This window comes from Oceanospirillum sanctuarii, assembly GCF_002150805.1.
In the GTDB taxonomy this organism is placed as follows: Bacteria; Pseudomonadota; Gammaproteobacteria; order Pseudomonadales; family Halomonadaceae; genus Oceanospirillum; species Oceanospirillum sanctuarii.
On sequence record NZ_MTBA01000001.1, the window covers coordinates 1 to 25,204 of the forward strand.

A 25,204-nucleotide genomic window follows, 5' to 3' on the forward strand; every position below is an offset into this window, starting at 1 on the left:
TCCGGTGTGTAGAGCCTTGGCTTGGCGAGTTCCTTTTTCAGGTTATCCGGCAGTACCGCTTCGATCTTATCCAGTGCGTTTTCGGTGGAGCGGGCGAGCTTGGTGCCTGCCCAGGTTTTCGCCATGCGTGCGGCGATCACCAAGGCTTCAATCTCATCCTTGGTGAACATGATGGGCGGGATATCAAACCCCCGCCGCAACACGTAGCCGACTCCGGCTTCCCCTTCGATGGGTACGCCGGAGAGCATCAGATCCTGAATATCCCGATAGATGGTGCGCTCGGAGACTTCGAGCTTTTCCGCCAGCCATTTCGCCGTGGTCAGGCGGCGGTTACGCAGGTATTGGATGATCTGAAAAAGTCGGTCAGCCCGGCGCACGGGGATCTCCCTGATTGGATGCTGTTTTTTGGCTCATCATCAGCCGCAGTCTTTATCGGCCAAATTTATCGGCTAAATGTATCGGCTAAAGTGCTTAGCCCATTGAGTGGATGCCGATGCGATTGCCCTCGGTATCCATAAAGTGTGCGATGTTGCCAATCTCGTCACTAAGATGAATTTTAGGCCGCAGCACTTTACCACCGGCAGCTTCCACTTTCGACAGAACCACGGCCAGATCTTCACCGCCATTCAGATAGACCACGCAGCCATCGGGGGAGGGTTTAAAGCCTTCGCCGCACACCACAGCACCGGAGACATGGGCTTTGTTACCGTGGGGGAATAACGCCTGTCGCAGACCGTCCATCTCAAAGTCTTCAAGCTGTACATCCAGAATGGTCTGGTAAAAAGTGACGGCGCGCTCGTAGTGAGTTGCCGGGATTTCAAACCAAACCGCGATATTGATGTTGTTGTCCATGGTGACTCTCCTTGCCGTTGTAATTTGATTAGGTGGTTCGTGCCGACTGTGTTGTCAGCCACGGGAGAGAGTCTAAAGCAGGGCTACTGACAGCATTCTGTCAGTAGTGTTTGGCGGGTTTGCATTTTATTCATGCTGGGCGATGCCTTGAGCAGGCAGAAATTACTCCTGTGACGATTTATTTTCAGCCATCTATACCTGTTTACGCCAAGGGTTTGCAGGTAGCTTGTGACCGTCTGAGGCCAGAGTTCCAAAGTCAGAGCCTCCCTATATTTGAGAAAGGGCTGAATAACCATGTTTACCGAGTTTGCCTCGTGGTCAGGTTTGATTGCATCGTTATGGATTGTGCTGGGTGTTGCTATCGCGGGTAAGTTGTACGGCAGTTATAGCCATATCAACCAGCTGTGCAGTGAGTTAGGTGCAGCGGGGAGCCGAACCGAGAAGATCTCTCCGGTGATAAATAACTATCCGCTAGCGGTGCTGTTCTGCATTTTTGGCTGGTTTGTGCTTGAGAGCAGTAGCAACCTGATGGAATCCTCCATCGGCTGGCTGATCATCGCCCATGGTGTGGGTACTTTGATTGCGGGTTTCTTCCCGATGGATGCCGATCCTTATACCGAGACCCCGACCACAAGCTGTAATATTCACACCGCCGCAGGGGTTGTGATGCTGCTGTCACTGATTCTTGCCCCTGTGTTTTCTCTCTTTACTGAGGTGCCGGATGCTTTTAAATACTTCACCGGAGCCTGCCTGTTTTTCTTCTTTGTCTTTACGTTGTTTATGGCGAGTGAGTACAAAACACGGGGCAAGATCGGCCTCTATCAGCGCCTTAGCTATGGTGCGCAGCTGGTATGGCTGGCGGGGTATTCTGTTATCCTGAGCGGTTTTTAGGGTGAAGCGGCTTGTAGTGCGAGATGGCTTTTAGATGAAAGTGTCGTTTTGGGGATGAGTGATCATGCGTAAATCCGATAAGAAAACCGATAACCAGATCCGTCTTTTTCTGACGGACATCTGCGAAGACTTTATGAAGGCGTTCGACGGTTTTCTCTGGCTCACACATGAGGCAGATTACGATAACTTCCCGCAATCGCTGCGAATGACTTTTGTCTTTGCCAGTCAGGCAAGTCTGGATAGCTTTGTGGCCTCTGACGGTTATCCGCAGCTGATCGCAAAGCTCGAAAAACAGCTGAGCCAAATGAAGATCCGCTTTAAACGGATTCAGGATCAGATGGTGTTTACGGTTGAGCAGTAAAAAGCCATTTCTCTGAAATGGCTCGCAACTGAAAATCCATACAGTATTCTGCTGTGGTTTTTGCTACCATCCCTTCCTCATTCTTCACCTGATATTGCCCTTGCTATGACCACGCCTTTCACCCTGCGCCCATACCAGCAGGAAGCCGTTGATGCCACGATCAAACACTTCCGCAAGTCCAATGAGGCGGCGGTGATCGTGCTGCCTACCGGTGCCGGTAAAAGTCTGGTCATTGCGGAGTTGGCGCGGCTGGCGCGGCGTAAAATTCTGGTGCTGACCCACGTTAAAGAACTGGTGGAACAGAACCACGCCAAGTATCAGAGTTACGGTCTGACTGGCGGCATCTTTTCAGCGGGTTTAAAGCGGCGGGAGAGCGAGCATCAGGTGACCTTTGCCAGTGTGCAATCGGTGTCGGCCAATCTGGATCAGTTTCAGCATGAATACTCCCTGATCATTATCGACGAGTGCCATCGTGTCAGTGGTGAGGATACCAGTCAGTATCAGCGCATTATCGAACAGCTGCGGGAGAAGAATCCGGCGTTAAAGGTGCTGGGTTTGACCGCAACTCCATACCGGCTGGGCATGGGCTGGATCTACAAGTATCACTATCGCGGTTTTGTCCGTAGTGAGGACGATAAGCCCTTCCTGCACTGCATCTACGAGCTGCCGTTAAGCTATATGATCAGCCGGGGTTACTTAACCAAGCCGGATCTGGTGGATGCTGCCGTGGCGCAGTATGACTTCTCAGCGCTGGCCCAGAACAGCTTTGGTGAATACGCTGAGAAGGACGTCAACCAGCTGTTAAGCAAACATCAGCGCGTAACCCGATCCATTATTGAACAGGTGATGGCGCTGGCGGCCAAACGCAAAGCGGTGATGATTTTTGCCGCCACTGTGGATCACGCCAAAGAGATCACCGGTTATCTGCCTGCTTCCCAGACTGCACTGATTACCGGTGCCACCGACCTCAAAACCCGCGATGATCTGATTAGCCGCTTCAAACAACGTCAGCTGAAATATCTGGTCAATGTTTCCGTGCTGACCACAGGCTTTGATGCGCCCCATGTGGATTTTATCGCCATTCTGCGCCCCACTCAGTCGGTGAGCCTTTATCAGCAGATCGTTGGCCGTGGCCTGCGGCTGGATGAGGGTAAAGCCGATTGTCTGGTGATCGATTACGCTGGGAATAACGTCAATCTGCATCATCCGGAAGTGGGGGAGAAGAAGCCTAATTCCGACAGCGAACCGGTGCAGGTGTTCTGCCCCGGTTGCGGTTTTGCCAATATTTTCTGGGGCAAAAAGGATTCCCAGGGCCAGGTGATAGAGCACTACGGCCGTCGTTGTCAGGGGCTGCTTGGACTGAATGATGATGGTGAACCGTTGGATGCTGATCAGCCGCCGGTGCAGTGCGATTACCGTTTCCGCTTTAAAGAGTGCCAGCACTGTGGTGCGGAAAACGATATCGCTGCCCGTAAATGTCATCAGTGTCAGACCGCGATCATCGACCCGGACGACAAACTGAAAGACGCCCTAAAACTGAAAGATGCCATGGTGATCCGTTGCTCTGGTATCAGCCTGTCGGCCAATGCCGGAAAGCTGAAAATCATCTACCACGGTGAAGAGGGTGAAGAGCTGAGCGAATCTTTCGATTTTGCCAAGCTCGCACAACGGGCGGTGTTTAACCGCTTATTTGGTCGTCGACTGGCGAACAGTCAGGCTCCGGTGAGTTTTGAGAAGATCGACGAGGTGATGCAGATTCAGCATCTGATCAGCGCACCGGATTTTGTTATCGGCCGCAAACAGAAACACTGGTGGCAGGTGCAGGAACGCATCTTTGATTATCAGGGAGCCTATCGAAAGGCGAATGAGCTAAGATAATCGAGCCAAAGACAAACTAAAAAGCCCGTTGCAGTCTGACTCTGTAGGTCATGCTGCAACGGGCTTTATTCTTCAGGCAGTAGCCTAACGCTTAGATACCCAGATCCTTCATCAGATCATCGTGTTCGGTATTGGCGTGAGCTTCGCTGTTACGGCTCTTGCCGCTTTGCATTGGGGTATCCGCCAGAATATCATCCGGGCTTTCCAGCTCGTCCTCATCAAAGTCATGCAGTTTGATGAACTCGGTTTTATCCATGGACAGCTCCAGATAGAAGATATTGTTATCTTCCGTATTGAAGGTCACACGGCGGGACTGCGGCTGATCCAGTGCGGTATTTACTGAGATCTGAACCTGCTTGTTGATCGCCATCATCTTCGGCTGACTCTGGGTGATGGAGGTACGCAGCTGGTGGCGAACCTTGTTGGTGAAGTCGCCCACGATCTGGTTCATGATCTCACCCATCACGTTACCCACCTCATCAGAGGTGTGGAACTGCGCCAGTTCATTTTCCGGCATACCCATGCTCAGCAGGTATTTGCGGTAGATCTCCATGGCGGATTCTGCGGTGAAGTTGATGATCACCAGACCCGAGAAGCCACCGTCGAACAGTACAAAGCAACCGATATCCGGTCGCAGACAGGTTTTGCTGATTTTCTGCACCATAGGTGAGTAATCAACTTTTTCGTTCCCTGTATTGCCCAGCACTTCAGTCACCGAGTGGCAGAGGATCAGCAGAACTTCTTCTGTGGTGATGGCGCGGGAGCGTTTGGCAGTGGCAAGCTTATTCACGGTAAACCCCTTGTTTGATCCTGTCTTTTAAATCCTGTCCTCGGATCTTACTCATTTTTAGCCATAAATTACATGAATCTTTCGTGTGGCTTCCGCCTGCATTGAGAGATGTCAGGAGATGGCTTTCCGCTATGCTGTAATCAGTTGGATGATTGCGGACGGCAGTTATCCTGATGCTGTAAATAGCCTGCACTTAAAGGCGGGTTTGATTGTTTTTCCGCATTCTTTTTATCGGATGTTCCCTGATAAAATGTCGGTTTTGTTTAGCGTCATCATTTGGAGAGGTTAGCGTGCAGCGCACTCATATCACGTTGTTACTGTCGGTTCTGGCAGGTTTGGGGATTTTCTACGGTACAGATCTGGATCTGCAGCTGCGAATCGGTCTGGCTATTCTGGCATCGGTAGCTCTGCTCTGGATGACAGAGACATTCCATATAACGGTTACCGCACTTCTGGTGCCGATTCTGGCGGTGGTGACCGGTGTCTTCTCCGTTGCTGATGCGATGAAGAACTTCGCTAACCCTATTATCTTTCTTTTTCTGGGTGGTTTTGCGTTGGCCTCCGCGCTGCATAAACAGCGGCTGGATGAGCGTATCGCAGGTCTTGTGATACGTGCGGCTCAGGGCAAGATGCTGGTGGCGAGCATCCTGCTGTTTTTCACCGCAGCTTTTGTCTCCATGTGGATCTCGAACACGGCGACTACCGCCATGATGCTGCCACTGGCGCTGGGTATGCTCAGCCGTCTGCCTTATGAGCAGAACCGCAACACCTACTGGTTTGTACTGTTAGGGGTGGCTTACTCCGCCAATATCGGGGGTATCGGTACCTTAGTGGGCAGCCCGCCCAATGCGATTGCCGCTGCTGCTGTGGGCATCAGTTTCGCCCAGTGGATGAAGATAGGTATTCCGGCTGTGCTGGTGATGTTCCCGGCGATGTTACTGCTGCTGTGGGTGGTGTTTCGTCCGGATCTGTCCCGTAAGTTTGAGATGGATGACGACGCCAAGCCTATGGGGGCAGAGCAGTGGCTTACCCTGGGCGTTTTTGTGATTACGGTTGCCCTCTGGCTGTTCAGCAAGCCGGTTTCTCAGTTTATCGGCGTCAACAAAGGTTTTGATGCCATGGTGGCGCTGCTTGCTATTGTGCTGCTGTGTGCTCTGAAACTGGTGAACTGGAAGGATATTGAACAGTCGGCAGACTGGGGCGTATTGCTGCTGTTTGGTGGCGGTTTGACCTTGTCTGCAGTTCTGAAATCCACCGGCACCAGTGTCTTTCTGGCGGAGTCGATCAGCCATGTACTGGAAGGCGCGCCTCTGATCATCTTTATGTTGGTGATCACCGCCTTTGTGGTGATGCTGACGGAGATCGCCAGTAATACCGCCAGTAGTGCGCTGTTGGTGCCGATTTTTGTCTCTATCGCTCAGGCGATGGGGCTGTCGCCGGTTGTACTGGCAGCTGTGATCGCGGTATCGGCATCCTGTGCCTTTATGCTGCCGGTAGCGACACCTCCGAATGCGATTGTCTTTGGCTCAGGCTATGTACCTCAAGCTCAGATGATGCGCGCCGGTGCCTTACTCAACGTGACCATGATTCTGCTGATCGGCATTGCCAGCTGGGCAATGCTGTAACGAATTGATCAGCTCTGGTTCAAAAGCGACCAATAAAAAAACGGAGCGCCAACTAGCCATATCGGTTAAGTCGGCGCTCCGTTTTTATGTGGGGGCGTTTTAGCAAGTGGCTCTGGCTTTCACTAAAGCACGCTCACTAAAACTGGCCGGCAATCCAGACCGAAGGCTGCTTACAGCTCTTCAATCTGACGACGGATATCGGAAATCTTGCGCTGAACCACTTTTTCCAGATGCTCGATCTCTTCCAGCAGCAGCGCTTTTTTGTCTTCTGCTTTCTGTTCGGTCGATACCAGACGCTCCAGTTCATCAACAGCGTGCAGGTAGATCGGAGAAGGTTCAGTGGTCGGGCGATAGGTCACCAGACCTTCGTTCACGCGGCGGTCTTTATGAACGCGCGGGAACTTGAATTTTTTGCTTTTAGCAAACCAGTCGCCGTGGTGGCGCTGAAAATAGATCTTCAGAATGTCGTGGTCACCCTCAGTGCGTGAGGTGAATTTTTCGATATCACGGACATTCTCGATACCCATTTTTTTCAGGGTTTCAAAGCTGTCTTCCATACTCATGGCAACTTCCTTTAAGTCGGCAGGAAAAACAAAAGAAACACCTGATTAAGCATGGCCCCTATATGGTTGGTTGAAGGTCACAGCGTTAATCAGCAGTGTTTGGGAGGTAAACTTTAGTCTAGGGTGGGATTCTAGCTCAGGAAGGCGCAGCTTTCTAATGAATAGGCGACATTTTCTTTTAAGGAAATGACATTTGGTGTTTTTGACTGAAGCCCCCGTCATTATTGGTCTTAGAGGCTTGTTTGAGGCTGTCGAAATAGTGGATATTCTTATCGAAAATTACCTCCGTTACTTAGCTTCAACCTAAGGTAACGGAGGTTACATTTTTCAGTGCTTCAGGCGAGATTTTTTCTGATGGCTTCGGCAAGAGCCGGTGCCATATCGATATCATTACTCGGATGATGCACGGTATTGCAGGTGACGATCTTTTCCACGTGGGCTGACAACATTTGCTGGTAAGCCTCATCGGCAAACAAGCCATGAGTGCCGATACAGATCACCTTGTGCATACCGGCATTTTGCAGATGCTGAATGGTTTCTATCATGGTGCGTCCGCTGGAGATGATGTCATCCACCAGTACCGGCGTATGCTCGCCATAGCGTTCCACATGGGGCAGGGAAACCGTCACATCCCGGTCGCCGTGACGTTCTTTCAGCAGCACCTCAAAAGGAGCTTCTGCCAGTCGGGCCACTTCGGCTACCCACTGTTCACTTTCGATATCCGGGCCGATCAGAAGCGGCTGTTTCACATTCTGGCTGATCCAGTGAGCCACGGATTCTGCGGAAGCGACCACCTGACTGCTGATGCTGTAGATCTCATCCAGGGAATCGTAGCGGTGCAGGTGCGGGTCAACGGTGATCAGATGATCAAAGCTCTGGCTGAGCAGGCGGGCAAAGTAGATGGAGGTGACGCATTCGCCCTCGTGGAAGCGTTTATCCTGACGCATATAGGCCAGATAAGGGGCGATCAGCACCACCTTTTGCGCACCCATCTCTTTCAGGGTTTCTGCCAGATAGATCAGCGGCAGGAACTTCTCATCCGGTTGATAAAGCGTGCACAAAACCAGTGCTACCCGGTCTTTTACTGGCGTCTGTACCTGCAGATAGCTTTCTCCATCCGGAAAGCGGCGCTGGTTCAGCTGTCCCTCTTCAGCGTTCAGTTGCTGGATCAGCCCCTCTTTTAGGCTGCTGGCGTCGTTCAGGTCAAATAAAATCGGAGTCATAAATCAGCGCTTTTTGGTTGTTGCTGCCTGACTGGTGGGGACTGTCGGGCAGGTATTGCTCATTATTGGTTTTATTGGCATTACTGAATACGGATCATCTCTTTATGATCCTGCAGAAACTCAATGGCGTAGTTCAGCGCCCCGGGGCTTTCGGCATGAATCATCAGCAGGGTGTCGCCTGTGGCAACCTGATGGCCCAGTTTCACATCCAGTGTGACACCGGCTGCAAGATCTTCCGGAGCACCGGCCAGTTTTGCCAGTTTGGCCAGATCCCGGTTGTCGATCTCTGTCACGGTGCCGGTTCGTTCACTGCTCCAGTTGTACTGGTAGTGTGCAACGGCAGGCTGTTTAAATCCGCCCTGTACTTCACAGATTCGGAAGAATTTCTCCCAGGCGGCTCCCTGTTCCAGGGTTTCGGTAGCTTTGGTCAGCCCCTGACCGGTTTCGGCAAGGCCTGCCATCTCCAGAATACGACCCGCCAGCAGCAGAGCGCGGTCTTTCAGATCCTGTGGCGCATCAGCTTCATTTTTCAGCACCTTAATAATATCCAGCGCTTCCAGCGCCGGACCTATGCCGCGACCCACGGGCTGAGTGCCATCGGTACAGATCACCTCAACGATGAGTCCCAGTGCTTTACCGGTATTGATCAGGAGTTCTGCCAATTGCTGAGCGGCGTTGTCGGAGCGCACTTTAGCGGTAGGTCCCACAGGGATATCGATCAGTACATGACTGGAACCCGCTGCGATCTTTTTCGACAGTACCGAGGCCACCATCTGGCCTTCGCTGTCCAGATCCAGCTCACGCTCGGCGCGGATCAGAATGTCGTCTGCAGGGCTCAGGTGCACAGAGCCGCCCCAGGCAAGGCAGCCGCCTTCCTGATTGACCACCTGTCGCAGTACATCCAGATCCAGCTCCACATCGGTCATGGTGCTCATGGTGTCGGCGGTTCCGGCGGGGGAGGTGATCGCCCGGGAGGAGGTTTTGGGCATCACACCACCGCAGGCGGTGACAATGCTGACCACAATTGGTGTGGTGCGGTTACCGGGCAGCCCACCCACGCAGTGTTTGTCCACGACAAGGGATTGCTGCCAGTCGAGGCTATCACCAGCATCCAGCATGGCGCGGGTCAGGCTGATAATCTCATCCTGATTCAGGTTGTCTCCGGCACAGGCGGTGATAAAGGTGGCCAGATGTACATCGGCATAAAGACCGGCGACGATATCCCGAATGATGCCGCTCATCTGATCATCGTTGAGTCGGTGGCCGTAGACCTTGTGTCTCAGGTCGCTCAGTGAGCGGATCGGTTTGGGGTGACAAACATGCACAATGCTGCCATCCGGTGCGTTCAGAGCTTTTGCCGCAGAGTTCGATAAACCGATTTCACCAGCGGCCAGCAGCCTGTCGCTATCGACGATATGCAAGGTAGCGATAATGGTGGAGTGTTCGTTGTTGATCTGAACCCGGGAGGCGGTGGTAAAGCCTTCTGCCCGACAAACATGGCTGTTGCGGCGCAGATAAACCGTGGGTTCCTGATGGGTGTCGATGCCCAGCTGGCGGATCACCAGAGGAAAGGGTTGGTTTTCGGTATCGATTACAGCGGTCATAAGATCCCTTCTGGTTAGTCCCTTGTCGGTGCTGCTCAACGGGCAGGGTATCAGGGCATATTAGACTCTTGCGGTTTGGGAGACAATGGAGCAGAACAGGGAGGGATAGCCCGAACGCTTTGATTCAGCAGGAACTTTTTTATGTCTGCGTTTGGATCCGAAATACCCGGAGCCGGTTGGGGGCAGTGAGAGAAAACTTATGATCAGAGCGGTTGAGTAATCATCTGTCCCTGTTGCAGCAGATTACCGGCAGCATCGATATAGCGGGAGTCCACATCACAGCAGAGTACATAGAGCTTGTTATGGCGGTTAAAAGCCATGGCAAAGGTCACATCGATGCTGGCATCCGGCAGGGCCAGATAGGGTCGCGAGATATAAACCCGGTTGGGTGATTCAATTGCTCTTTGGAAATACTTACGACGGGCCCAGTTCGCGCCTTGTGCCTGTTTTAGCGGGTGGTAGTGGCTGTCGCTTTCAGTATGGGATGGGGCTATGGTTCGGGTGATCTGATAACCCTGCTCATCCAAAAGGAAGATGCGGCGGCAGCCCTCCTGTTCCAGCAGTACTTTACTGCTCTCTTCGAAGCTGTGATCCAGACGGATCAGATCTGCGCAGGCGGTTATCATGCTTTCAAAGGTCACCAGCTGGGACTGGAAGGTAAGGCGACCCTGTCGCTGATGATTGGCGTACTCTTTGTGCAGCTGGCCTATGTTTTCTGAGAGATTGTCGTGACTGCGTCCATCAGCGGTTGGTCGGGCGAAGTAATAACCCTGCACCATATCGGCATCGGTATCCATCGCCAGCAGAGCTTCATCCTGATTCTCGATCCCTTCGATCAGCACCAGAGATTCGGTTTCCCGCAACAGGCTGACCAGACGCGGGAAGATGCGACGGGCACGGGGCTGCTGGTGAGCATTACGGATCATGGAGCGATCCAGCTTGACGATATTGGGATTGATCTTCCAGATGCGGTCGAAGTTGGACTGACCGGTGCCGAAGTCATCAATCGCCACCAGAAAACCGGCATTACGGAACTCCTGAACGAACTCAGCGAGTAACAGTTCGTCGTGAACCGCGTCCTCCAGAATCTCTAGTACGATCTGTTCCGGCTGAAAGCCAAACTCTGCCAGGGTATGGCGGATACCGGCGGCATCCATATTGCTCTGGCGGATCTCTTCACCACGAATATTCAGGAATAGCCAGCCATCACGATGACCCAGCATACGGAAGTTCATCAGATGCAGGGCACGACTGACACGGTCAAGATGGCTGATCTGAAAAGGTGTGCGGCACTGAGCAAACAGCGCCAGAGGTGATTCTGCCTCTCCATCGAGATGAGGGCGCATCAGGGCTTCATAGCCCACCGTTCTCTGGTGAGTCAGGGAGATAATCGGCTGGTAATGGCTATGCAGCTCGTATCCGGCAAAGTGTCCGATAAAGCGATCCTGTTGCTTTTCGATGCGGTTGGGGTGAATGCCTAACCGGCGGATTCCATCGGGTGTCAGTTGACCCAAATCGGACAATTGCTGTTCTGTAACCATAATGCTCTATCTGATGATGTGGTTTTAGAACTAATGCACAAAACAGGCCAGAAATGGCTGAAGTAAACTCTGAAGAAAAGCCTTTAGATTCAGTGCTGTTATTGAAATTTGATCAATGCAGGGAAATTATCGTGAGCTAATATGGTGCAATATTTCTGAGGAAGATTTTAGATGCACACTTTGAGTGCGGCGTGGAGTGTTGGGTGCAGAAGTTGTGCACCATTAACAGGCGGCAGCAGATGGAGGGGGATGAAAAAGGAATTAAAGCGATTTCTTTCACCGTGCCTTCATCGGCGGCCGCCAACTAATGTGACGTTCAGATTAAATCTCGAAGCGTTGTACCAGACGCTGCAGCTGACCGGAGGTATGGTTCAGGGTTTGGCTGGCAGCGACCGTCTCCTGCACCGCTTTAACGCTCTCATCGGCAACCTGTCGAACCTTATCAACGCTGACTGCGATCTCTTCCGATACCCGGCTCTGTTCTTCCGTTGAACTTGCGATCTGCAGAGTGCTGTCGTTGATCTGGGCGGCGCTTTGGGTGATGTTGCTCAGCGCATCACGAACCCGACCGGTGAGTTCAACGCTGGTGTCCGTCATCGCTCTGCCCCGTTGCATCTCTTCCACAACTTCACCTGTGCTCTGTTGCAGTCGGTCAATCAGCTGGTGAATCTCGCCGGTGGACTCCTGGGTACGTTGCGCCAGAGAGCGCACCTCATCGGCGACAACCGCAAAGCCGCGACCCTGTTCGCCAGCTCGGGCGGCTTCAATAGCAGCATTCAGAGCCAGCAGGTTGGTCTGTTCGGCAATGGACTGAATCACTTCCAGAATGGTGCCGATATTTTGGGTTTCCTGTTGAACCTGTCCCAGACGATCTTCTGTCTCGGTCACGCTGTACTGCAGTTGCTGAATCTGTCGCAGGGCATCGGCCATCAGCTGATAGCTGTCATCGGCATCCTTGCGGGCAGATTCGGTAGCTGCTGCTGTGTTGTGAGTGTTTTCAGCAACTTCTACTGCGCTTGCGGTCAGCTCGGTGATTGCAGAGGAGAGCAGGTCGGTTTCTTGCAGTTGGTCTTTGGCTCCCCGTTCAGCCTGTTCGGTCATAGCGGCCAGTTGAACCGACGTTGCGCTCATCTCATGGCTGGCGCGGGCGATATTCTGCAGCATGGAGCGAAGGCTTTTACCGGTCTGATAGATGGCTTCTTCCAGTTGGCCGATCTCATCCTGATGTTCTTCCGGACGGCTCAGGCGCAGATCACCCTTGGCGATCAGATGCGCATTATGAACCGCAAGCTGCAGACGCTGGCTGATATTGCGGGAGATGCCAAAGGCAGAAAGACTACCCAGCAACATAGCGCCCAGAGCCAATGCCATAACCCAGAAGATGGCGCGGTGGTTTTTATCCTGCAGAATCGGGCCCAGAGAGCGTTGCTCATCTGCCAGTGACTGAATCAGCTGATCCAATGTGCGTGCGATATTAGGGCCGATCTGCTCCAGTCCATTGATCAGAAGTTCGCTGTCTCTGGCCTGAAGCTCTGCAATAGTGCTTGCTGCACCTGTGTAGCGAGATTTAGCCATCACCAATTGATTCAGGGTACCGGTTTCTTCTGAATTAAGAGGCAGGTTTTTCAGTTGAGAGATCAATTGGTCAGCCTGAGTTACCAGATAGCTATTGGCCTTCTCAAAGGCCCAGCTTTTCTGCTCGTTCTCAAACAGCAGCAGGAAGAAGCGACCTTCCATAATCACTTTATAAAGCTGTTGCGTCAGGCTGATTTTTTCACTGTTGGCAGTGTTGGATCGGCTGATGTCACTCAGTGTTACCTGTTGCAGGGTTTCGATGGCGGTCAGCATTTGGGGGCCGAACTGACTGAGTGTGTCGCTGGCGCTCTTTTCCTGACGGTGTCCCTGCATGATCTCTTTCAGGGTGGTATCCCGCTGATCAAGCATTTGTCTGATCTGGCTGATCAGATCCTGACGATCTGCCTGTGGCAGGGTGTTGTGAACCCGGGTGAGTTGATCCTGCAGCTGTTTGCTCAGTTGGCTATGGGCATCCAGCAGGCTTTCATTGCGGGTCAGCAGATAGCTTTGGAAGGTGGCTTCCATCTTCAGATGCAGTGACTGGGTTTCACCCACCATGGTGGTGTGACCGGAAAGGGTCTGGTAGTGGTCAAAACCCTGGTTGGACTTGGTGAGTGCTTCATAGCTGGCGATGGCCATAACCACCAGAAGCAGGATAAGAAAACCAAAACTCAGGATCAGCTTCTGGCTGATTTTAAGGCGGGAGAGGGATCCCATGTTGTGAACTCCTGAAGGCAAAAATATAGGGTGATAAGGCCGTTAGCATTGCTTGCTTGGGTGTTTCAGGAGGCGGATTTCACCACACTTCAGAAGGCTTGTGATTTCAAAGTCGCATAATTTTCATAACTTTACGTTTCTTAAGATAAAGTTTTGGTTTTTGCTGCCGGGGCAGGGTGTTTTCCCGATTTGTAAAGCGGTCGGGAGCCTTATTCAGGGTTGCTGAATTCAACCTTTAAGGTTGTCTTTGTTAACCTGTTGTCTTGTATAAGGGCTGTTGTTTTGTCTGAGGGTTGTTGTCTTGTCTAAGGGGCAGTTGTTGTTGGCAGGCAGACAGAAAAAAGCCCATGACGCGGTATTAAAGAACCGTTTCATGGGCTAAATGGACGTTACTGTTTAATAGGTAGGGTGTCCCTGGTTTTTGGTGGCTCGGGTTGGTCTAACCCGATCACTGAAGGGGTTACACCTCAAACCGTTCAACCAGACGTTGCAGCTGCGCGGAAGAATGATTCAGGGTTTGGCTTGCGGCCACGGTTTCCTGAACCGCTTTCACGCTTTCATCCGCAACCTGACGCACCTTATCTACGCTTACCGCGATCTCTTCGGATACACGACTCTGTTCTTCGGTAGAGCTTGCGATCTGCAGGGTGCTGTCATTGATCTGAGCTGCGCTGCTGGTGATGCTATTCAGGGCATCGCGCACATCTTCGGTCAGTTTTACGCTGGTATCTGTCATGGTTTTACCGCGCTGCATCTCTTCCACTACTTCGATAGTGCTTTGCTGCAGGCGGGCGATAAGCTGATGGATCTCGCCGGTGGATTCCTGAGTACGTTGTGCCAGAGAGCGAACTTCATCTGCAACAACCGCAAATCCCCGGCCCTGCTCGCCAGCTCGGGCAGCTTCAATTGCAGCATTCAGAGCCAGCAGGTTGGTCTGTTCCGCAATAGACTGAATCACTTCGATAATGGTGCCGATGTTCTGGGTTTCGTGCTGAACCTGATCCAGACGGCCTTCTGTTTCGGTCACGCTGACCTGCAGTTGGCGGATCTGATCCAGTGCGTCCGCCATCAGCTGATAGCTGTTGTCTGCATCTTTTCGGGCGGATTCTGTGGCGGCTGCGGTGTGGTGAGTGTTCTCAGCGACCTCAGTTGCACTCGCGGTCATCTCGGTGATTGCGGAGGACAGCAAGTCCGTTTCCTGCAGCTGATCTTTAGCCCCACGTTCTGCCTGCTCTGTCATGGCTGCCAGCTGAACAGAGGCACTGCTCATATCGCTGCTGGCGCTACCGATCGCCTGAACCATCTCTCTCAGGCTCTCTGATGTCTGATACAGGGTTTGTTGCAGCTGTCCGATCTCATCTTTAGCTTCAACCGGCTTACGGGCTTTCAGATTGCCAGCGGCGATCTGTTTTGCAGCAGCAACGACCTCCTCAAGGCGCTGGCTGATCATACGGGCAAACAGAACTGCAGATGTGGTGCCCAGCAGGATGGCAAACACTGCCAGAGCCGACATCCAGTTAACTGCTTTTTCATTGTTCTCCTGAAGCACCGGGCCAAGTTCGTCCTGATCCTTGATTACGGAAAGCTTAACCTGCTCGATCTTATCAGCGATCTCTGGTCCCACCTTTTCAAGCTTGGTGTTCATCAGTTCAAGCTCGCGCTCCATGGCGTTAAAAGTGCCTTCCATCGCATCAACGTACTCGGACTTGATACCCTCGAAGTAAGTCAGTGCCTGTTCCTGATCGGCGGTCAGGCTGAGATCGCGAACGGCTTTCAGATCTTTGCTGATCACCTGCACTAGTTGGTTGCGGGCTGCACGGTAATCTTCGGAATTTTTGCTGTCGATATACTTCAGCAGGAAGAAACGTCCCAGAATCAGGCTCTCCTGCAGGTTGCCGGTATAGTGGGACAGGCGAGGACGATTGGATTCGTAGGCTTCCTGGCGAAGCTGAGTGACGATTTTGCGCATCTCAGGGCCGCGAATCACCAAAATCTCATCGAACAATTTCTGGCGCTTCTGGATCTGAGCCTTCATCTGATCAACGGTGCTTTCGTATTCAGCGACTTCCGTGGTGATCTCTTTGATCAGCTGAGCGCGTTCAGGCTTCTGAATCTCAACCTTGGACTGATCCAGAAAACGATGCATCAGCGTCATGCGCTCATGATATTCGTCATAAGCTGCGTCTGACTGAGTCAGCAGGTAGCGATTGAAGCTGGATTGCAGCATCAGCAGGTTAGCCTGAAGTCGGCCAGCCAGGTTACTGTCCCGCGCCAGTTCCCTGTATTCGTGAAATCCCTTGTCGGAGCGTGACAGCCCCTGATATCCGGCAACGGAAATGGTTACCAGAAGCCCCAAAATCAAGCCAAAACTGATCATCAGTTTGTGACTGATCTTTATGTTGTTAAGGCGACCCATTTGGATGGTCCTCATGTGAAAGTTAATAGTCGTAGAGAAGAAGTTATGGGTCGCAATATGACCATAAAGTCAGAATATATTTCAATGAGAATTATTATCATTTAGGTGTCAAGTCCATGTTTTTTGTGTGTTTTTATATTGTGTGGTGCTAATGCTCCTTTATTTACAAAGGGTTACAGGGAGTTTGTGTGTAAACTAATCTTTACATTTTTCGGTGTCAGAATTCGTCATATTTAATATTTTTGTTACATTTGCTTAATTTTTATCGGTTTCAGATGTTTGATGGTTGCTTTGGTGTTTTTGTATAGGGTGGTTTTTAATGGGGCTTCAGTGGAGAGAAGGGCGGTTGAGTGGCTGTTCTCGCAGATGCAAACTGAGACTTTTGATGTAGAATACGTGCTCTTAAATTTTAACAAGCCCGCTTTTCAGCACGGTGCAGACTGCTAAGTAAGATGCAATAAAAGCCCCGTGTCAGATTTGAAGAGTAAAGAGCAGCAGTTGCCCCCTTGATCATGAAGTATTTTCAAACCAATCGGGCGCCTGAAACAGAATGAGTTGATTGGTAGATATGGAACGGACATACACTTTAGTAATCTCCTGCCCGGATCGGGTAGGTATCGTGGCAAAAGTCAGTAACTTTCTGGCGATGTATGGCGGCTGGATCACCGAAGCCAGTCACCACTCCGACCAGATGGCCAACTGGTTCTTTATGCGTCATGAGATTCGTGCTGACACCGTTCCTTTTGGTCTGGAAGAGTTTCGTACTGCGTTTGCGCCGATTGCCCGTGAGTTCGAAATGGACTGGTATATCTCGGACTCTGAAGAGAAAAAGCGCGTTGTTCTGATGGCGAGTAAAGAGTCTCACTGTCTGGTGGATCTGTTGCACCGTTGGCAGAGTGGCGAGCTGAAAATCGAGATTCCTTGCGTGATCTCCAATCACGAAGATTTCCGTGATCTGGTGGAGTGGCATGGTATTCCGTACCACTATGTTCCGGTGGATAAGAACAACAAGCAGGAATCCTTTGATAAGGTGGAACAGCTGGTTGAAGAAGCGAATGCAGACTGCATCGTGCTGGCGCGTTACATGCAAATCCTGCCGCCGAATCTGTGTGAAAAGTACGCTGGTCGTGTGATCAATATCCACCACAGCTTCCTGCCATCGTTTGCGGGTGCCAAGCCGTATCATCAGGCCTACGAGCGTGGTGTGAAGCTGATTGGCGCGACCTGTCATTATGTCACTGCAGAACTGGATGCAGGCCCTATTATCGATCAGGATATTCAGCGCGTAAGTCATCGCCATACTATCGAGGATATGGTGCGTTTAGGTAAAGATGTGGAAAAAGCAGTACTGGCTCGTGGCCTGCGCTGGCACATCGAAGACCGTGTACTGGTTCACGAGAACAAGACTGTCGTCTTTAACTAAGACCGTTCCCTGAATCAGATTTCCGGCTTGCGGAAACCTCATAAGCAGCGGCTTAATCTCAGTCTTTCTGACTGAAGGTTAAGCCGCTGTTTTTTTGCGCAAACCTCTGCCATGAACTTTAATAAAGTGTGAGCTTTGAAAAGAAGCGGTTCAGATGCTTTTTGCCGCATCGGAAGGGTTTACATGCAGAGGAGGCGCTCAGATGCCTAAGTCTGTCAGGGTCAGCGATTATATGGCTGATCAGTTGGTTTGTTTTACACCCGATATGAATATCTTCAATGCCGTGGACAAACTGCTGGAGCGAAATATTACCGGCGCTCCCGTTCTGGGCGAGAAGGGAGAACTGATCGGTATTCTTTCCCAAACGGACTGTTTGCAGAATGTCCTGAAGGGGAGCTTTTACGATGACTCCGCAGATACGGTTGCCCACTATATGCAGACTGAGGTAGATACGGTGCGCGTGGATGAGGATATCGTTTCAGTGGCCCAGAAACTGATTCGTAACCGAAGACGGCGTTTCCCTGTAGTAAACAGCGAAGGCAAACTGGTGGGGATGATTACCTCATCGGATGTATTAAGGGTGATCCGTGATTTTGCCGAGCACCGCTGATTATCGACATACGGAATACGCCTGATCGAAGGAAAGAGATCAGGAAATAGGTTTTATAACTATCTGAAATATAGGATTAAGTTGCTGTTTTGTAGGATATCTCTTACACGGTGAGAGGGGTATCGCGTCTATTGTCGCAACCTGAGCTGACCTAGAATGAAGTCTCTCGGGGAAATGTAGAAAAGCGCAATGGAAGCGAGTCCACGGATAGGACTGTTATCGTATATAGAGAGCCTCCAAGGATTGGAGGCTTTTTTTTGCCTGAAATTCGCTGATCACTCTTCTATATTTCTGTCTTCGCCTTTTTCTCTGCGTTTATATCGGGCTTTTAGTTTCCGTCTGATAATTTTTCGCCTTTCATCTGTTGTAGTGCACCAATACAATGGCTGCTTCGTAAACAGATTTCGCTAACCATCCTGTCTGTATCAACGAACACCTCTCACAAGGACATTCCCGTGATCGCCCAAAAAGACACTATTCGTCGTCTGGTCTTAACCTTTACCTTCTTCTTTGGTTTTCTGTCTCTGCTTATCAGTCAAACGGCCAGAGCAGAGCGTATTTTGATTCCTATCGCCTTCAGTACTCCGGATACCGGCTTTGCCGGTGGTGCAGCTGTGATCTGGGCGATTCCAAATCCTGAGGCGGGTGAGAATAAGAACGATACTTTACGGATGTTTGGCTTTTTGTCTCAGAAAGGTCAGATGATGCTGGCGGTGGGTTCCAGTCTTTATCGTGATCAGGGTTTTATGCTGCTTGAGCCATCACTTTCCTTTGGTAAAAGCGTTGAAACCAGTCACGGTTTAGGGGCCTTGAGTTCGGCTGATTCAGAAGAAAGTTATGAAACCGAGTTTGTGAACCTTAAGTTTAAGGCAGGCTGGAATCTGTTGCAGGACAGCTACTTCGGGCCAACAGTACAGCTGCAGAACCGTGAATATACGGATCTTACCGAAGCGGGCGACCTGAGAAATTATCTGGCGGCGAATAATGAAGAAGCGGAATCCACCCGGGTCGGTCTGGGTGTTCAGTTGAAGCGGGATACCCGGGACAACAGTTTCTACAGTCAGGATGGTGTCTTCAGTGAAGCGGAACTTCTGGTTTTTGATGATGCCTGGGGCAGCGATTACAACTTCAACCTCTTTGAGCTTGAGCATCGCCGCTTTATTCCGCTGGATTCCCGTTCCGTATTCGCGGTGCAGGCAAAAATTAAAGCTGCCAGTGGTCACGTACCTTACGATCAGATGCCTTCGATTGGTGGTGCACAGAGCTTGCGTGGCGTGCTGCAGGATCGTTACCGGGATGAATTTGCGCTTTCCAGTCAGGTGGAATGGCGTCGTATCCTGACCGATAAGTGGGGAATGGCAGTCTTCAGTGGCTTTGGCGATGTATTCCCATCAGCGGATGAAGTTAGTACCTCTGAACTAAAGTATGCCCTCGGGATTGGTGGTCGTTATGCGCTGGGTCAGCAGCAGCGGGTTAATTTGCGGTTAGACTTCGGCTACAGCGATGCCTTGGGAGATGCTGAGGCGGATGGTTTCAATGTCTATTTTCAGGTCGGCGAAGCTTTCTGATCGCTGTATAAGCCATTTATCCTGAATTAAGCACCGGATCTGTTCCCGGTTCGGTGCAGCTGTTGCGCGGAAAAACTGACCGATGAATTTCTCTTCCACCGAGATCGAAGGCCTCTGGGTTTGGGTTGCGAATATTGCGGCGGTAATTGCTGTCTTTCATGCCATTCGCTACGCCCAATGGAAAAAACTCTTTGCGGAAACTCAGTTTCAGCATCTCTATCTGGGGGCGACGGTTTTTGTCACCCTGCTCTGGCAGCTGAAGGCGGATATCACGCCGTTAGTCAGCCTGCACTTTCTGATGTCGATGACCCTGACAGTCATGTTCCGCTGGCAGTTTGCGCTATTGGCGAGTGTGCTGGCGCTTGCCGGACTAACCTGGAGCGGTAAGGCCCCCATTGAGCTTTTTGGCGTCAACGTCATCACCACAGGTGTTGTGCCTGTAGCGGCCAGTCACTTTATCTTCCGTTGGGTGGATGAGCATCTGCCGGATAACTTCTTTGTTCTGCTTTTTGGTGCCTGTTTTTTTGGCAGCGCCATGACGGCATTGGCTTCGGGCTTATCGTTGATGATAGGGCTGTGGCTGGGGTCGTCCGCTTATGACTTTGCCCGTATCTCCAGCGAATACTTTCTCTTCCTGCCTATTATTCTGCCACCGGAAGCCGTGGTGAATGGTATGTTGCTGAGTTCTATTATGGTGTTTAAGCCGGATTGGGTGCAGAGCTTCGATTATCACCGCTATTTTGATGATAAATAAGCTGTTTTGGCTCTGAGCGTTATAAGGTCAGTACGCTGGATTTAATTTCAGTTTCTGTTAATATCCCGCTCGTCCCGGGGGAGTAGTCGCTCTTCTTGTCTGAGGTTTTCATCCCTGAAAACACTCCGACCGAACCAGAGGTTTACATCAACATAGTTGGTCCTCAATGACCATGGTGTAAACAGCCGCATTGAACGCAATCCGGCCTGACGAGACCTGTGACACAACATGCTGAACCGGGGCCGGAGCAGCGTGGTGTGTCATAGTGTTTGTTCTCTGCCGGCCCCCAAAGTGAATTCCATGGAAGCATTTCTTTTCTCGACCTTGTCCGTAGCCCTTGCCGAAATTGGCGACAAGACACAGCTGCTGGCTTTTCTTCTTATTTCCCGATTCCGCAAACCTTGGCCGATTATCTGGGGCATTCTGGTGGCGACGCTGGCAAACCATGCGATTGCAGGTTGGTTAGGTGCTGTTGCAGCGGACTGGCTTCAGGGCGACTGGCTGAAATGGCTGGTGGGCGGTTCCTTTATCGCGGTAGGTCTCTGGATTCTGATTCCGGACAAGATGGAAGATGAAGAGGAAAACCCTTTTGAGAAATATGGTGCTTTCCTTGCCACTGTGATTCTTTTCTTTATCGCCGAAATTGGTGACAAAACGCAGGTCGCTACCGTGATTCTGGGTGCTCAGTTTGAAGCCCTGTTCTGGGTGGTGATGGGTACTACTGTCGGTATGATGCTGGCAAACGTGCCTGTAGTTGCCATCGGTCATCTGGCCGTTGATAAGCTACCGCTGAAGTGGATTCGTATTGTTGCCAGTTCCGCCTTCGTTATTCTGGGTATCTGGGTGCTGCTGTCTGAGCAGGCGATTATGTAGCTCCTCGTTGTCACTCCCTCTTTGTAGCTTCTCTGCACGATTAACATAGTTCCCGGCAGCTCAGGTGTTCCTTGTAATACTAGGATCTCCTTGAGCTGCCGGTATGATTTTCCAGACAGTAATATTTGAGTGCTCTGAGAAGGACTTGAATGACTCTGTAGGAAAAGCTGTTTTGGCACAGCGAAGCAGAAGGGTGAGTCATACCTCCTCCGCGAGGCTTTTTACGGAGGAGGTAGTTATATTGTCAGTAGCCCATGTAAGCGGCTGCAATCATCATGATCCAGCATACCGCGTACATAGGCACCATGACCGGCAGGATGACAGGCAGCCAGCGGGCGTAGGATACCCGCCCCAGTGCCAGCATGGCCAAAATGCCACCCGCAGTGGGGATAAACAGATTGGTCAGGCCGTCACCAATCTGAAATGCGGTAACCATGAGCTGCCTGCTCATGCCGATCAGATCAGCTACCGGAATCAGGATTGGCATGGTGATCAGAGCCTGGGCTGAGCCGCTGGGGATGAACAGGTTAATGACGCCCTGAATAACGCTGGTCACCAGTGCGGCTAGTGCTACTGGGGTATCCTCAAGAATTGAACTCAGAGACTTGACGATAGTATCAACGATATGGGCATCGTTCAGGACTACCTGTATCGAGGCAGCCAGTCCGATGATCAGAGCTCCCGAGGTCACCGATGCCGCGCCTTCCATTAGTTGACGAACCAGTTGATTGGCACTGAGGCCAGAAGCAAAGCCGATCACTATCGCCATCATCAGGAAAACCGCTGTGATTTCCTTGATATACCAACCGCGGGTGAATACCCCAGCCAGCATGGTCGCCAGCCCGGTCAGGAAAATCAGCAGGACGATCAGGTTGTTGCGTGACACTCTGTACTCATGCAGAGCCTTACTCATTTCCACCGGCTGATCATCATGGAGCTCTATCTTGACCACGCGTAGGCAGATATAAGCCGAGAGAATAGCCAGGCAGATCAGCACCATCATAGTGCGCAGTTCCCAACCTGAAAACAGGGGAAGTTCACCGATGCTCTGTGCGACACCTACGGTATAGGGACTGATAGGGGACAGCGCAAAACCAACACCAATGCCACCTACGGCCATGGTAACGCCGACCAGTCGGGAGCAGCCAATGGCTGAAGCGATTAGGACACCAACCGGCACCAGGGCGATATTGTTTTCCCCTCCGACAGCAACGCCAAAAAAGCCATAGATGAAAGTGCCCAGAATAATCACCATATTACGGTTTTTAATACTGCTGTTGGCGCCAAGCTTGTTAGCGGTTACTCCAATCAGATTTTCCAGGGCTCCCGTGCCCTTAAGCACATGGAATAAGCCGCCAGCGATAAACACGATAAACAGAAACTGGGACGCATTGATCATGCCTTGTGGGATAGCAAGAAACAGATGAAAGAAATGCAGCGGCTCCACATCCGTCAGGTACTGGAAAGAGTTCGGGATAACCCTGCTTCGACCACCCACGACCTCTCGTGCGAATTCACCTGCCGGAATCAGGAATGTCAGTAGGTAAACACTGACCAGCACCATAAAAATCAGCACCATAGGGTCGGGAAATTCACTAAACCATCGGCGTTTTTTTACGTCCCCTGTGGGACGGCTAGCGGGCGGTTGTTGGCTCATAAGGGCTTCCTCAGTGATTGCTTGTTATTAGTGTTCGGGTCACGCTTCAGGCTCTTCGTTCGGATTGAAGTAGCGGGACAGTAAGCTGACCAGAAAGGTTGAGGCCGCTTCCATGCAGGCATCGTTAAAATCATAGTGTGGGTTGTGTACACTGCAGGGCCCCACTCTGGTGCCTGCGTCATGGCCGTTGTCGCCATTACCGACCAGGAAATAGCAACCGGGAACCTGTTCCAGGAAATAGGCACAGTCCTCGCTGCCTGTCAGCGGGGGGATAGATGCATCGACTTGATCAACGCCAAACACTTCTTGGGCTGTGTTTATGGCCAGATGTGTCATCTCGGGATCATTTTTTAGCACGGGGTAGCCACGGCTATACACAATGTCACACTGACAGTCGAAAGCACTGGCCTGTGACTGAGCAAGGGTACGAATCCGGTGTTCAAGGGTGTCACGTACTTCCGGTGCCAGAGTACGAATACTGAGCTCCAGCTCGGCTGTGTTGGGAATCACATTGGCTGATGTTCCTGCCTGCATGCGCCCTACGCTGATTAGTGCCGTCTGATTCGGGTCTACGTTACGTCCGATAATGCTCTGTAGTGCTAGTAAGGTTGCGGAGGCGGGCAGAGTAGGATCTTGTGCAAGATGGGGTAGAGCCGCATGTCCGCCTTTGCCGGTAAAGGTAAGCTTAGCGGTGTCAGAGGAGGCCATAAACGCTCCTTCACGGAAGCAGAGTTTCCCCACAGGTATCCCAGGGAAATTGTGCAGAGCAAATAGTGCATCGCAGGGAAACCGCTCAAATAATCCTTCCTCTATCATGCGTTCGGCCCCGCCACGGAACCCCATCTCCTCCGCTGGCTGGAAGATTAGATTCAAGGTGCCGTTTCCGGGTAGCTGTTGTGTGCGATGCAGGCGGGAAATGGCCTCGGCAACACCCAGCAAGATGGCAGTATGGCCATCGTGACCACAGGCATGCATTTTGCCACTTATCTGGCTGGCCCAGGGCAATCCGGTGGCCTCCTGAATAGGCAGCGCATCCATATCCGCACGCAGACCAAGTCGAAGTCCGGGTTTATTGCCCCACTTCAGAACGGCTACGACCCCTGTAACAGCTATGTTGGTATGAACGTCATAGCCCCAGCTTTTAAGCAGCTCGGCCACTAGCCTGCTGGTAGCGAACTCTTCAAACCCCAGCTCCGGATGCTGATGGATTTGGCGTCGCCAGTCCTTCATCTGGTCTAAATCTGGAGAAATTGTTGAGTGAACTTTCATAAATAACCACCTGCTAACATGGACTTCCATCACGGGAGTCTCATAATATCGGGCTCAAGTTATAGCGAAAAGGCAGCTTTTTTTGCCTGGTGACAACTATTGGTGTTCACATAAAATGAAAAATCATCAGCTCAAAGCTCTGTTGAAAGTTGCAGAGGAAGGTTCGATTCGAGCTGCGGCAAAGGCACTTCATCTCAGTCAGAGTGCGTTGACTAAGGCGTTGCGTGAGCTGGAAACGGATCTGGGAGCGCAACTGCTGATCCGCAGCTATCGAGGTGTGGAGTTCACTCCATCGGGAAAAGCGTTATTGACTCGGGCTAGACTGGCGATGTCTACCTTAGACAAAGCCCGCGATGAGATACGCTGGTTGCAGGGTGGTGCAGGCATGCGGGTCAATGCAGCTGTGACCTCGTCCGTTGCGGCCACTGCATTAGCAACAGTGTTGAATGAGTTTGAAAGCGAGCTGCCTGACGTCAGTCTCAGGTTTGTCGAGGGCCTGTTGCCGACGGTTCTGCCAGGGCTGATTGAAGGCAGCCTCGACTTTGCCATCGCTGTGGCTGAACCTGAACAGTTGCCTTATGAAATTGTCTTTGAGCCTCTGGCTCAAATTCTATCCGAACCCGTGGCCCGGGAGGGGCATCCTTTGCTGAGTGTGAACAGCTGGTCTGAGATGCTGTCTGCCCGTTGGGTGCTTAGCCTGGCGCCCGGTAGCTCGGCACAGCAGTTGGTCAACTGGCTTGATTCACAAGGTGTGAACGTATCACAGCAAGTTGTCCACTGTGACTCGCCTTTCCTAATGGTTGAGCTCATTCGCCGGACCGATCTGGTGGGTTTTGGTCCACGAGTGTTCTGTGACGACCCGCTTTCAGGTTGTGGCTTGTCGTGTTTTGATACTTTACCCGCTTTTCCCGCACATTCCCTAGGTTTGCTTAAGCTCAGAGGGGTACCCCTGAGCCCTGCAGCAGAGAAACTCGCCAACCTGTTCCGGAGTCATATTAGCCAGTAAATATGATG

Annotated in this window: 21 protein-coding genes and 1 riboswitch; of the genes, 10 read left to right on the plus strand and 11 right to left on the minus strand. The window is 51.6% G+C overall.

Annotated features, from left to right (window positions below):
- Both BV405_RS00005 and BV405_RS00010 read right to left on the minus strand, forming a co-directional pair.
- Positions 1–377, minus strand: a 377-nt coding sequence (locus tag BV405_RS00005) for a helix-turn-helix transcriptional regulator (protein WP_140054401.1), incomplete at its 3' end; no start/stop codon positions are given.
- Between the two features lie 94 nt (positions 378–471).
- Positions 472–852: a VOC family protein gene (locus BV405_RS00010; protein ID WP_086478810.1), complete on the minus strand. Its 381-nt coding sequence runs from the start codon at positions 850–852 to the stop codon at positions 472–474.
- 294 nt (positions 853–1,146) lie between these two features.
- Between BV405_RS00010 and BV405_RS00015 the strand changes: the two genes are divergently transcribed.
- From BV405_RS00015 to radD, 3 genes are all read left to right on the plus strand, one after another.
- The gene (locus BV405_RS00015) at positions 1,147–1,743 is read left to right on the plus strand and encodes a DUF998 domain-containing protein (RefSeq protein WP_086478811.1); all 597 of its coding nucleotides are present in this window, start codon (positions 1,147–1,149) and stop codon (positions 1,741–1,743) included.
- Between the two features lie 64 nt (positions 1,744–1,807).
- The gene (locus tag BV405_RS00020) at positions 1,808–2,104 is read left to right on the plus strand and encodes a hypothetical protein (protein ID WP_086478812.1); all 297 of its coding nucleotides are present in this window, start codon (positions 1,808–1,810) and stop codon (positions 2,102–2,104) included.
- A gap of 105 nt (positions 2,105–2,209) precedes the next feature.
- Positions 2,210–3,982, plus strand: coding sequence for a DNA repair helicase RadD (gene radD, locus BV405_RS00025; RefSeq protein ID WP_086478813.1), 1,773 nt, complete (start codon positions 2,210–2,212; stop codon positions 3,980–3,982).
- Positions 3,983–4,073: 91 nt separating this feature from the next.
- On the opposite strand, the gene BV405_RS00030 is transcribed toward radD, so the two are convergent.
- A complete protein-coding gene (locus BV405_RS00030) occupies positions 4,074–4,772 on the minus strand; it encodes a DUF3334 family protein (protein ID WP_086478814.1) in 699 nt (232 codons plus the stop codon).
- 290 nt (positions 4,773–5,062) lie between these two features.
- Here BV405_RS00030 and BV405_RS00035 point away from each other — a divergent pair, with 290 nt between their 5' ends.
- A complete protein-coding gene (locus BV405_RS00035) occupies positions 5,063–6,397 on the plus strand; it encodes a DASS family sodium-coupled anion symporter (protein WP_086478815.1) in 1,335 nt (444 codons plus the stop codon).
- Between the two features lie 170 nt (positions 6,398–6,567).
- On the opposite strand, the gene BV405_RS00040 is transcribed toward BV405_RS00035, so the two are convergent.
- The 6 genes from BV405_RS00040 to BV405_RS00065 form a co-directional block, all read right to left on the minus strand.
- Entirely contained in the window at positions 6,568–6,960 is a 393-nt protein-coding gene (locus BV405_RS00040) for a DUF3461 family protein (protein ID WP_086478816.1), read from the minus strand.
- Positions 6,961–7,295: 335 nt separating this feature from the next.
- Positions 7,296–8,183, minus strand: coding sequence for a ribose-phosphate pyrophosphokinase (locus BV405_RS00045; RefSeq protein ID WP_086478817.1), 888 nt, complete (start codon positions 8,181–8,183; stop codon positions 7,296–7,298).
- Between the two features lie 80 nt (positions 8,184–8,263).
- On the minus strand, positions 8,264–9,787 hold the full coding sequence (locus BV405_RS00050; protein WP_086478818.1) for a thymidine phosphorylase family protein: 1,524 nt from the start codon (positions 9,785–9,787) through the stop codon (positions 8,264–8,266).
- Positions 9,788–9,990: 203 nt separating this feature from the next.
- The gene (locus BV405_RS00055) at positions 9,991–11,328 is read right to left on the minus strand and encodes a sensor domain-containing phosphodiesterase (RefSeq protein ID WP_086478819.1); all 1,338 of its coding nucleotides are present in this window, start codon (positions 11,326–11,328) and stop codon (positions 9,991–9,993) included.
- Between the two features lie 321 nt (positions 11,329–11,649).
- Positions 11,650–13,620, minus strand: coding sequence for a HAMP domain-containing methyl-accepting chemotaxis protein (locus BV405_RS00060; protein WP_086478820.1), 1,971 nt, complete (start codon positions 13,618–13,620; stop codon positions 11,650–11,652).
- Between the two features lie 460 nt (positions 13,621–14,080).
- On the minus strand, positions 14,081–16,036 hold the full coding sequence (locus BV405_RS00065) for a methyl-accepting chemotaxis protein (protein WP_176329987.1): 1,956 nt from the start codon (positions 16,034–16,036) through the stop codon (positions 14,081–14,083).
- A 568-nt stretch (positions 16,037–16,604) separates the two neighbouring features.
- On the opposite strand from BV405_RS00065, the gene purU reads away from it, so the two are divergent.
- The 5 genes from purU to BV405_RS00090 all read left to right on the plus strand — a co-directional run bounded on the left by purU (position 16,605) and on the right by BV405_RS00090 (position 21,264).
- Entirely contained in the window at positions 16,605–17,459 is an 855-nt protein-coding gene (gene purU, locus BV405_RS00070) for a formyltetrahydrofolate deformylase (protein WP_086478822.1), read from the plus strand.
- 202 nt (positions 17,460–17,661) lie between these two features.
- The gene (locus BV405_RS00075) at positions 17,662–18,069 is read left to right on the plus strand and encodes a CBS domain-containing protein (RefSeq protein ID WP_086478823.1); all 408 of its coding nucleotides are present in this window, start codon (positions 17,662–17,664) and stop codon (positions 18,067–18,069) included.
- Positions 18,070–18,524: 455 nt separating this feature from the next.
- Positions 18,525–19,637, plus strand: coding sequence for a BamA/TamA family outer membrane protein (locus BV405_RS00080; RefSeq protein WP_086478824.1), 1,113 nt, complete (start codon positions 18,525–18,527; stop codon positions 19,635–19,637).
- 82 nt (positions 19,638–19,719) lie between these two features.
- Positions 19,720–20,391: an energy-coupling factor ABC transporter permease gene (locus tag BV405_RS00085; protein WP_086478825.1), complete on the plus strand. Its 672-nt coding sequence runs from the start codon at positions 19,720–19,722 to the stop codon at positions 20,389–20,391.
- A 65-nt stretch (positions 20,392–20,456) separates the two neighbouring features.
- Positions 20,457–20,677, plus strand: a riboswitch (yybP-ykoY riboswitch).
- A gap of 14 nt (positions 20,678–20,691) precedes the next feature.
- Entirely contained in the window at positions 20,692–21,264 is a 573-nt protein-coding gene (locus BV405_RS00090; protein ID WP_086479462.1) for a TMEM165/GDT1 family protein, read from the plus strand.
- A 244-nt stretch (positions 21,265–21,508) separates the two neighbouring features.
- Here BV405_RS00090 and BV405_RS00095 read toward each other — a convergent pair whose 3' ends face one another.
- Positions 21,509–22,921: a YfcC family protein gene (locus BV405_RS00095; RefSeq protein WP_086478826.1), complete on the minus strand. Its 1,413-nt coding sequence runs from the start codon at positions 22,919–22,921 to the stop codon at positions 21,509–21,511.
- A gap of 39 nt (positions 22,922–22,960) precedes the next feature.
- Positions 22,961–24,151, minus strand: a complete 1,191-nt coding sequence (locus BV405_RS00100; RefSeq protein WP_245832171.1) for a M20 aminoacylase family protein — start codon at positions 24,149–24,151, stop codon at positions 22,961–22,963.
- Between the two features lie 154 nt (positions 24,152–24,305).
- Between BV405_RS00100 and BV405_RS00105 the strand changes: the two genes are divergently transcribed.
- The gene (locus BV405_RS00105) at positions 24,306–25,196 is read left to right on the plus strand and encodes a LysR substrate-binding domain-containing protein (protein WP_086479463.1); all 891 of its coding nucleotides are present in this window, start codon (positions 24,306–24,308) and stop codon (positions 25,194–25,196) included.
- Positions 25,197–25,204 lie beyond the last annotated feature (8 nt).

What these genes read in the sequence shown, in the direction of transcription:
- BV405_RS00045 (WP_086478817.1), bottom strand. Translation starts at nt 8,183, where the DNA reads ATGACTCCGATTTTATTTGACCTGAACGACGCCAGCAGCCTAAAAGAG.
- BV405_RS00055 (WP_086478819.1), bottom strand. Translation starts at nt 11,328, where the DNA reads ATGGTTACAGAACAGCAATTGTCCGATTTGGGTCAACTGACACCCGAT.
- BV405_RS00095 (WP_086478826.1), bottom strand. Translation starts at nt 22,921, where the DNA reads ATGAGCCAACAACCGCCCGCTAGCCGTCCCACAGGGGACGTAAAAAAA.
- BV405_RS00065 (WP_176329987.1), bottom strand. Translation starts at nt 16,036, where the DNA reads ATGGGTCGCCTTAACAACATAAAGATCAGTCACAAACTGATGATCAGT.
- BV405_RS00050 (WP_086478818.1), bottom strand. Translation starts at nt 9,787, where the DNA reads ATGACCGCTGTAATCGATACCGAAAACCAACCCTTTCCTCTGGTGATC.
- BV405_RS00020 (WP_086478812.1), top strand. Translation starts at nt 1,808, where the DNA reads ATGCGTAAATCCGATAAGAAAACCGATAACCAGATCCGTCTTTTTCTG.
- purU (WP_086478822.1), top strand. Translation starts at nt 16,605, where the DNA reads ATGGAACGGACATACACTTTAGTAATCTCCTGCCCGGATCGGGTAGGT.
- BV405_RS00100 (WP_245832171.1), bottom strand. Translation starts at nt 24,151, where the DNA reads ATGAAGGACTGGCGACGCCAAATCCATCAGCATCCGGAGCTGGGGTTT.
- BV405_RS00010 (WP_086478810.1), bottom strand. Translation starts at nt 852, where the DNA reads ATGGACAACAACATCAATATCGCGGTTTGGTTTGAAATCCCGGCAACT.
- BV405_RS00060 (WP_086478820.1), bottom strand. Translation starts at nt 13,620, where the DNA reads ATGGGATCCCTCTCCCGCCTTAAAATCAGCCAGAAGCTGATCCTGAGT.
- BV405_RS00090 (WP_086479462.1), top strand. Translation starts at nt 20,692, where the DNA reads ATGGAAGCATTTCTTTTCTCGACCTTGTCCGTAGCCCTTGCCGAAATT.
- BV405_RS00075 (WP_086478823.1), top strand. Translation starts at nt 17,662, where the DNA reads ATGCCTAAGTCTGTCAGGGTCAGCGATTATATGGCTGATCAGTTGGTT.
- BV405_RS00040 (WP_086478816.1), bottom strand. Translation starts at nt 6,960, where the DNA reads ATGAGTATGGAAGACAGCTTTGAAACCCTGAAAAAAATGGGTATCGAG.
- BV405_RS00015 (WP_086478811.1), top strand. Translation starts at nt 1,147, where the DNA reads ATGTTTACCGAGTTTGCCTCGTGGTCAGGTTTGATTGCATCGTTATGG.
- radD (WP_086478813.1), top strand. Translation starts at nt 2,210, where the DNA reads ATGACCACGCCTTTCACCCTGCGCCCATACCAGCAGGAAGCCGTTGAT.
- BV405_RS00105 (WP_086479463.1), top strand. Translation starts at nt 24,306, where the DNA reads ATGAAAAATCATCAGCTCAAAGCTCTGTTGAAAGTTGCAGAGGAAGGT.
- BV405_RS00085 (WP_086478825.1), top strand. Translation starts at nt 19,720, where the DNA reads ATGAATTTCTCTTCCACCGAGATCGAAGGCCTCTGGGTTTGGGTTGCG.